Here is a 6,009-nt window from a genome sequence, read left to right on the forward strand (position 1 = left end):
AGTAAGAAAGCGGGTCTTTGGTGCATTTCTAATGATTGCCATTGGCATTTGTTCTTCCATGACTAAAACAGAAGATGCTGCCAGCGCATCAAGAAGATTGATTTGTGTTACCTGGAGTGACTTACTATAAAGATCTGGCTTGCCTATATAGGAATAAAGCGGCTCAAACCCACACCAAACAAGAGCGATTCCCGTAACCCCAAGGCGCATAGGTGTTATATTGCTATCTTTAATCAAAGTGCCAAGATGCTTTATGCAATGTTTTATCCTTAGGTAGTTCCATACTGATATAGCTGCTTTATAAACATCTTTTGGATATAGAATATACACCTCATCACCATCTGATTCATCAATACCGGTAGATGGAATTAAGGTATTACCTTTAATTGTCAAATAGATACAGCAAAGATTGCAATCTGTATCAACAATCGCATCAGCCTCTTTTTTAATCAGCTCTTCTTTAGAATAGGCAGTTTTGTTAACTACTTGCTTTTGGCAAATGGGAATGATTTTTGATGTGATAGCAAGTACAAATTCCTTCCTTAACAATTTTGAAATATAGCGATCAAGAATTTTTTCTAACATTTCACCGCCATTCAACGCGGTGGGTGCAAATTGCTTCAACTTGCATATTAACGTGTCAGCCTGCATATAGCATAATCTTTTGCTTTGATAAGAATGGTTTTATCCTACCCATCAAGGAGTGTTAAGTTGAAATATATATCACCTTTATAAGGTTTATGAATTTCTGTTATGATAAATTCTGAGATTAGATTATGCTCTAAAAAAGGTGCGCTATTTGCGCTCCACCAACCATGAAGATTTTGGAGTAATTCTAACCATTTTGAATTGATAAAAACTCTTGCATAGAAAAAACAATAGCACATTTTACACTTCTATTAAAACACGAAATTAGTTTATTACGAGAAAAAACAACAGGAACACGATCCTTCAATATGTTTTGAGGTATTGCTTCAAATGTCTTTCTTCCCATAACAGTAACTTGTTTGTCATTTACTTGGAGAAAATGCTCCAGCTCACTTGGGTAGTATCAGAGCAATCCATTATTTATTCCAATTATCCAGCTTAGATCAATAGCCATAATTCCGATAATCATCATCCCTGTAAAGCAGCTTGGGCTATAAAAAATCTCATGTGATCGCGCACATTATGCATTCGAAGGAAATCGACCTTATTGTGTAATACAGGTGACGTAGAAATTGTTTCCAAATCTCGGTTAAAGACAAGTTCTGAAGAAAAAGAAGAAATGAATGACTTTCTAGGTAACCCACTAGAACCTTGCAGCCAAAACTTTGCAATGCTTCTATATTGCGCAAAGTCCAGATATTCTGATATAGAGGCTTTCCAAAGCCAATACTAGGAGCAATAATTATCGAGCTTTTGTCAAAGCCTAGAGCTAGTAATCTATCAATACTTTTCTCTGGCCAGTGATTTGTGGTATTGATTAGGTCAGTGTTGCCTGGAATAATGTTGTCCTTATGTGGTGATATAGAGTGAATGCATAATAACTATGCTACACTCACTGCTAGCAATTGCTTTTAAGGTATTATCATCCAGACTCTTTAATATTGTTTACCTAAGCAATATTATAGTGCTCTAAAACATTCAGAATAACATCCGGCCAGAAATTATCAATACTAACTTTAATATCATTAGCTTTCATATAATGACTAAGATTATCAAGTACTGGTTTCAAACGTGCATATTCTTCCTCTGGAATCCGCATCGAAGATCTAGGCCTTGTTGATTGAGCACCAAGATCAACTACGCTTGCACCATCTGATACCAGTTGCAATGCCTGCTTAGTTGCTTGGTCTACATCATAATAAAGACCACCATACGAAAATGAATCAGGAGTAATGTTAAATGTTAACAATCCCGACAAGCTTTGGTGAAAGCGTAAAACTCTTTAAAAAGCAGCCTTGAACGCTAGGAGTGTTGTGAGCAACAGTACCAAACGTTTTGTTGGTTGTTGGATATCACCATGGGGTTGAGTATTGCCATCAAGTGAAAAAAAATGGTCTGTTCAACAATTCTGGGTGAGGAATCTTAAGGTAGTGTGTACAAATATCAGATCATCCCACAATAAAATATCCAAGTTGATAATACAAGGTGCCCACTTTTCATGAATTCTGTGGGCGGCTAATGTCACATTCGATTTATTTTAGCCCTTTTAATAGCTTTTCAGGGGAAGCAAGACAACTTCCATACACAACCATATTAAGAAATGGCTTGTCCCACTCAGTTGGAACACCATTTGGTAAAATAGCTTTATTTTCTAAGACAATCAAAGATTTTAGATCTTTAAAATAGCGCTCCTTTAATAACTGAGCAGCCTTTTGTGAATTAGAAAGGCGATTTCCTATATTTGAGCCAATAGAAATATAAATCATTAGTTATCTTCCTGCTCTTGCAGTGCATTGCAATAGGTAAAGAGGACACCCACATGTATATTAGGAACAGGTGGTGCAACTTTGTGAATAGTTACTCTTAATAGAAGAAACAGTATGCCTTTTCTACATCAAAGGTTTGCTAATAATTATGTATACATCGCAAGTGAAATATTCAATTAAATTAAATTGCTGCTTTGAGCAAGCGGTTGTATACTCTGCGCTGCTTCCAGATAGCAGATAGATAGTATCCTTAAGCCGGTCATTTATAAATCCTACAGAGGGAAACTTAAAGGTAAAATCAACATTAATATTCACTAATTGGGAATGAAACTTGTCTTCTGCACTACAGCCTAAATGAACCCAAAGCTGTAAATCTTGGATAAGGAGGGTACATAACAGTTTTGTACTTAGTTTCATCCTTATACTTCCCCAGCTTACAAAAATCCACATGTTTCTGAAGTTCACCAAAATTGCTCAAAAGAAGTTTTTCCCTTTATTGATAAAAACCTCTCAGCAATGTGCACATGCGTTCATCATTCCATCAAGAAAACCCCATAAAAGTTTTGCTCCTTTTTTAGCACCTTGCATAACTTTCCCTTGTTCTTCTTCACTTAAATTTGCAATAAGGTTTGCACACTCCTCAGAATGCCATTCATCAGCATCCATGTGAACGGTAAAAAATTGGAGGGAACGCTCATTATCTATTGAATAGTGTTTTTTTAGGCCATCAACTTTAGGCTTAGAAACCTCGGGGGTTTGACGCTCATAAGCATAAAGAGCACCCAAGCCAGAAGCAAAGTCTAATCGTACAATATCAGAGTAACCACCACCAACTCTTGTGTCTCCCTTAAATTTGCGCATCTTCATGAAGATTGGAACGTGAGACACCAAGCCCTTCAGCAAAATGTTGCCATAACTCTGGATGGTTCTCATCACCTTGCTCTTCTATTAAATTACCAAGCAAAACTTGTCGCATTCTCAGATTTGGACATTAAAGAATATATACCACTAATATTAACGAGGAAATGAGCCAACATGATAATAATATTCCTTAGCGTAAATTCGAAGAGCTTCAAGATTCAAATTTTCTTCATTTCATGATTGGTAAAACTGATGTTTTAATAAATGCAAATCATCTAATTCTCTATTAAGTAATCGAACGAACGTTATAATAACTTCTTAAGTTGATACAAAACTATTCCAGATTATTCGTAGACTCACCAGATATCAAGAGGCATCGTGCCGACTTTCACTAGATCTCTCGCATAACAAATCAGTTTTGGCAACGTACGTCATCCAACAGAAACAAAAAAACTACTTGACAACCTTAGCCGTCACCCTTGTCATAGTAATAAAGCCACTTGTCTAACTTCTTAGTCTGTTCAGATTAAAATGACAGGAAAACCTGTATTTGGCGTATTATTGTTTAATTTTTCGCACTATGTGCACTGCATGTCTTTTAAAACTTTGGGTTTTTGCCTATACAAGCTGAAAAGCGCTCATAAGTCGTTTAGAACATTACCCAACACCGGATTTTAAAATGGAGGGTGGAATAACTAGCTAACTCAGGGTTTTATTGTCTTTTTTTCTGCCTGGCAAATTTCTTAAATATTATAGCTTAGACTAGTTGCGTTTAAAAGTAGCTAAATTGCAGCATTTAAGACATAAAAACGCTAATACTGAGAATAGACAATGGCTAGGGCTTCTTTCGCTTTTTTTTCAGCCTAGCTATTCATTAGCGTCGCATTAGCCATATCACATGAGATTGTGAATAAGTGCATTTTAACATAAAAAGTTTGACTTTTTAAAATTTTGTATTACGCTCAAGCTCAAATATAATTCGCTATTAATGAGGGATGGTTATTATGAACAGAGAAGAAGCTTTAAAAATACTAGGTTTTAGCAAAGGTGCTAATCCTAATGATGAATATGAAATTAGAAAAGCATATAGAAAATTAGCCATAAAATATCATCCTGATAAACATTCAGATGCAAGTAAGGATATGCAAAAGCAAAATGAGGAAAAATTTAAAGAGTTAGATGCTGCATATAAATTTTTTATTGGGAAAGATACAAAAGAGGTTACAAATTTAACCAACAAAAATTTGGATGAAATTAGATCTCCTGAAGATTTGAAGTTTTACTTATATAAGGCTCTCTTCAATCGAGATATGGCGTTTCTTAAAAAGCTTTTTTCCAAATTCAAAAGCAGTCAGGGTGGAGGATTTGGTGATTTCATTAATGAAATGCATCTCGAAAATTACTTGCTATTGACGATTGCTTTATCTGACGCTAGAAATTCAGGGGATTTTGGTCTTTTGAACCTACTTTTAACAAATGGCGCTAATCCTAACATAAAAGTATTTTATGACGAAACGCCATTGTATTTTATCGGAATTCTCGAAGACAGTAGAATTTTGGAGTTACTGTAAAATATGGTGCTAACCCTAATATAAAAAACAAGAGTGGTAACACTCCATTAATTGTGGCTTCTAGTGAAGGGTATTGTGAAACTGTCAAAATGCTTTTGGAATACAAGGCTGATCTTAATATACAAGATGAGTATGGTAATACTTCATTAAGTAAAGCGTCTTCTAGGGGGCATTATAAAATTGTAGAACTGCTTTTGAAGCATAGTGCTGGTAAAGAGAGCGAAAGTGTCAATAATGCACTACTTACAGCAGCGCAATTTCATAAACACGGACATGACAAGGAAAGAACCGTGGAGCTACTCCTAAAATATGGTGCAAATCCTAATGAAAAGGATTACCACATGAGATTAATAGAACGTACTTCATATTTCGCTAATAGTGGGATAATAAATTGCATTAAGACGCTTGTTTTACCATATGGCAGCAATGACAAAGTTAAAAAGTTGATGGCTGAGTATGGTGGTGTTGATAGATGCTATCTACGTGGTCAGACAATACTAACTTGCTGTTGCTTGATAGTAGCTTCTTGCAACCTTGTTTAGTATGGCTTCTCCTTGGCGTTATATACCGACGACGATATTTGCACCTGCCGCATGTTTTTTTCGTTAAAAATGCTGTACAGGCTGCATTTTTTGCAAAAACAAAAGAACCTTCTCCTGAATTTGCTGAAATTATTACTAAAAAGGTTGTTGGGTCAAATGTCAAGGACAATTCTCAAGAAATCAATAGTGCATCAGTTTAACCTGCAGCTGTACTAACATTGTAATTTAAGATTAATCTCTACCAGGAAGGGTGTCATGCCAGCACCCAGGCACTGGCGTCCAGAAATTTTATCAAGTAGGTGAGCATAAAAGTTATGTTAAAATTCACTGTTTTTATAGAAAACTTGATTCCAGTGCCAGCTACTTGGATGACAAAAAAAGGAAGCACTGGAATAAAAGGAAAAAGCTACTTGGATGATAGGAGAAGGAGTACTCGATGTCCTCCTGTCAGGCTCAAATCACGGTGTTCGTACAGGCGTGTATCACGTGCTGGAATGATACTTTCCTACCCAGTTCATAAATTGCAACTAGCTATAAATATTTAAAAATTTTACTAAGTAAAAAAGGCAAAAGAAACTCCTGGTTAGTATCTATTTTCAGTTTTCAGTATTGGCGTTTTTT

10 protein-coding genes and 1 pseudogene are annotated in these 6,009 nt (G+C 35.7%); 3 read left to right on the forward strand and 8 right to left on the reverse strand.

Annotation, left to right across the window (positions count from 1 at the left end; genetic code table 11):
- The 8 genes and pseudogenes from IHO40_RS05225 to IHO40_RS05905 all read right to left on the reverse strand — a co-directional run.
- Nucleotides 1-651 (reverse strand): coenzyme F420-0:L-glutamate ligase (locus IHO40_RS05225; RefSeq protein WP_225537086.1); only part of this gene is annotated, 651 nt, incomplete at its 3' end.
- Between the two features lie 38 nt (nt 652-689).
- Nucleotides 690-1,120 (reverse strand): annotated as a pseudogene (locus IHO40_RS05230) (dihydrofolate reductase).
- Between the two features lie 31 nt (nt 1,121-1,151).
- Nucleotides 1,152-1,520: a dihydropteroate synthase gene (locus IHO40_RS05895; protein WP_368666783.1), complete on the reverse strand. Its 369-nt coding sequence runs from the start codon at nt 1,518-1,520 to the stop codon at nt 1,152-1,154.
- A 77-nt stretch (nt 1,521-1,597) separates the two neighbouring features.
- Entirely contained in the window at nt 1,598-1,897 is a 300-nt protein-coding gene (locus IHO40_RS05900; RefSeq protein ID WP_255586013.1) for a dihydropteroate synthase, read from the reverse strand.
- A gap of 283 nt (nt 1,898-2,180) precedes the next feature.
- The gene (locus IHO40_RS05240) at nt 2,181-2,414 is read right to left on the reverse strand and encodes a 2-amino-4-hydroxy-6-hydroxymethyldihydropteridine diphosphokinase (protein WP_225537087.1); all 234 of its coding nucleotides are present in this window, start codon (nt 2,412-2,414) and stop codon (nt 2,181-2,183) included.
- 123 nt (nt 2,415-2,537) lie between these two features.
- On the reverse strand, nt 2,538-2,831 hold the full coding sequence (locus IHO40_RS05245) for a dihydroneopterin aldolase (RefSeq protein WP_225537088.1): 294 nt from the start codon (nt 2,829-2,831) through the stop codon (nt 2,538-2,540).
- Nucleotides 2,832-2,924: 93 nt separating this feature from the next.
- Nucleotides 2,925-3,275 (reverse strand): iron-containing redox enzyme family protein, encoded by a 351-nt coding sequence (locus IHO40_RS05250; RefSeq protein ID WP_225537089.1) that lies wholly within the window; start codon nt 3,273-3,275, stop codon nt 2,925-2,927.
- Nucleotides 3,262-3,390: a hypothetical protein gene (locus IHO40_RS05905; protein WP_255586014.1), complete on the reverse strand. Its 129-nt coding sequence runs from the start codon at nt 3,388-3,390 to the stop codon at nt 3,262-3,264. The genes IHO40_RS05250 and IHO40_RS05905 overlap by 14 nt, the downstream gene beginning before the upstream one ends.
- Before the next feature lie 889 nt (nt 3,391-4,279).
- On the opposite strand from IHO40_RS05905, the gene IHO40_RS05255 reads away from it, so the two are divergent.
- From IHO40_RS05255 to IHO40_RS05265, 3 genes are read left to right on the forward strand one after another with little or no spacing between them, the layout of a single operon-like run.
- On the forward strand, nt 4,280-4,846 hold the full coding sequence (locus tag IHO40_RS05255) for a DnaJ domain-containing protein (protein WP_225537090.1): 567 nt from the start codon (nt 4,280-4,282) through the stop codon (nt 4,844-4,846).
- Between the two features lie 53 nt (nt 4,847-4,899).
- Complete coding sequence (locus IHO40_RS05260) at nt 4,900-5,388, forward strand: ankyrin repeat domain-containing protein (RefSeq protein ID WP_368666782.1); 489 nt, start codon at nt 4,900-4,902, stop codon at nt 5,386-5,388.
- Between the two features lie 38 nt (nt 5,389-5,426).
- Nucleotides 5,427-5,588 (forward strand): hypothetical protein, encoded by a 162-nt coding sequence (locus tag IHO40_RS05265; protein ID WP_225537091.1) that lies wholly within the window; start codon nt 5,427-5,429, stop codon nt 5,586-5,588.
- Nucleotides 5,589-6,009 lie beyond the last annotated feature (421 nt).

The sequence above is a fragment of the Wolbachia endosymbiont of Mansonella ozzardi genome (genome assembly GCF_020278625.1).
Taxonomy (GTDB): domain Bacteria; phylum Pseudomonadota; class Alphaproteobacteria; order Rickettsiales; family Anaplasmataceae; genus Wolbachia.